Source organism: Plesiomonas sp., from assembly GCF_051650925.1.
In the GTDB taxonomy this organism is placed as follows: Bacteria; Pseudomonadota; Gammaproteobacteria; order Enterobacterales; family CAMTGL01; genus Plesiomonas.
The window spans coordinates 1-1,672 of the sequence record NZ_JBOFRH010000589.1; the positions used below are offsets into that span (position 1 = coordinate 1).

General features: G+C 45.9%; 2 protein-coding genes and 1 riboswitch. Of the genes, one reads left to right on the forward strand and one right to left on the reverse strand.

Going from position 1 to position 1,672, the window contains the following annotated elements:
- Window positions 1-791, reverse strand: a 791-nt coding sequence (locus ACRC27_RS14095) for a Na+/H+ antiporter NhaC family protein (RefSeq protein ID WP_438640165.1), incomplete at its 3' end; no start/stop codon positions are given.
- 82 nt (window positions 792-873) lie between these two features.
- Window positions 874-1,061, reverse strand: a riboswitch (Lysine riboswitch).
- 327 nt (window positions 1,062-1,388) lie between these two features.
- Between ACRC27_RS14095 and ACRC27_RS14100 the strand changes: the two genes are divergently transcribed.
- A partial coding sequence (locus ACRC27_RS14100) for an H-NS family histone-like protein (protein ID WP_438640166.1) occupies window positions 1,389-1,672 on the forward strand: 284 nt, incomplete at its 3' end.

The window sequence follows — 1,672 nt, forward strand, 5'->3', positions numbered from 1 at the left end:
GACTCCAGCTCACGCACGCTAAAGCCGTGATCGTTGCTCTGCTCTTCCATCTCACGACCAGTCAGGGAGATCCCTTCGCTGGCCATGCGCTCATGACGACGCATCGGACCGATATTCAGTGACAACCAAGACACCACCAGCACCATCACCAGCGCAAAAATGGCGTACAGGTTCATCGGCACCATAGCGACAAACGCGCCCAACGGAGTGTATTCGGTCACTCCGTGCGTTGTCAAAATGCCACCAATAATGGTGATAATGTACGCCCCCCAGCTAGACGCCGGCATCATCACGCACACCGGTGCGGCGGTGGAGTCCAGAATATAGGCCAGCTTGGCACGCGAAATATGAGCGCGATCGGTTACTGGACGAGCAATCGACCCTACCGCCAAACTGTTAAAATAGTCATCAATAAAGATGAAGGCACCTAAGAATACAGTCAGCAACTTAGCGCCACGTTGTGTCTTAATCCGCTGTCTAGCCCACTGCGCAAAAGCGCGGCTACCACCAGAAAGCGTTAACATCGCGGTCATTCCGCCCAGCAGGAATAAAAACAGCAGAATATGAATGTTCCACCAGTTCAGCGCGCCATCATCCCATACCAATGCCGTGGCTTTTTGTTGTAAATAGCCCAGTGCATTTAATGGTGAGAATTGCGTTAATAGCAGCGCACCCAGAACAATCCCCATTCCTAGCGAAAAAAGAACGCGGCGGGTAACAACAGCGAGAACCAGTGCAGTGAAAGGGGGCAAAACCGCCCAAAATGAATTGGAATAATCAACAATATTCATGATCTTTACCTTAAAAGTACGGCGAAGATCTACTGACAGTCAAATGACTAAAGGTACGGAACAACGAACATGTGCACCAAAACCAACCAGTAGCGCTCCATAGTGTAATAAACAAACTTATGACTATGGCAGTGCAAGCCCTGTTCGAGAATTGCACCAGCCAGAAGGCTTCGATAGCGTTTCTGACTTCGGCGCTGGCTCCTTTCGCTGTCAATCTCTGGCATCACCCTCCTGACAGTTACTGATAAACAGCGCACCTCTACTTTTCTGTAGCGAAATCCATAGTAACAATTTATTTCAGTGATGCAATGCAAAAATTCGGTTTTCCGCCAAGAATTTTTCACTTAAAAATCACACAATTAAACAAGAAAGAATGACAGATATTCAGATTCTGTTTGCAATCTACTTATGGATAACAGGGGCATTAAATAGTTTTTTTGATGACAGATCCGAATATTTGTTATTAATTTTATTTTTCATCTTTTAATGATGTACTTTTAAATCGCATTTATTTATCTTTGATTACTGATCCAATTAGATTTGCTGTGCGCATTTAATACAGCATAAGAAACAATAAATTTCTCCGAGATAAATACGATGAGCGACATGATTAAGCTGTTAACCAATATTCGTAACATGCGAGCTCTGGCCCGCGAGCTTCCTATGGAACAACTGGATGATATGCTGGAAAAGCTGACCACTGTGGTGGAAGAGCGCCGTCATGAAGCCGAACAAAATCGGGCTGAAAATGAAGAGCGTCAGCGTAAATTGCAGCAATACCGCGAAATGCTGATTGCTGACGGCATTGATCCTAACGAACTGCTGAATCTGCTGGCTGATAATGCACCAGCGAAAAAATCTAAGCGTGCCGCTCGCCCAGC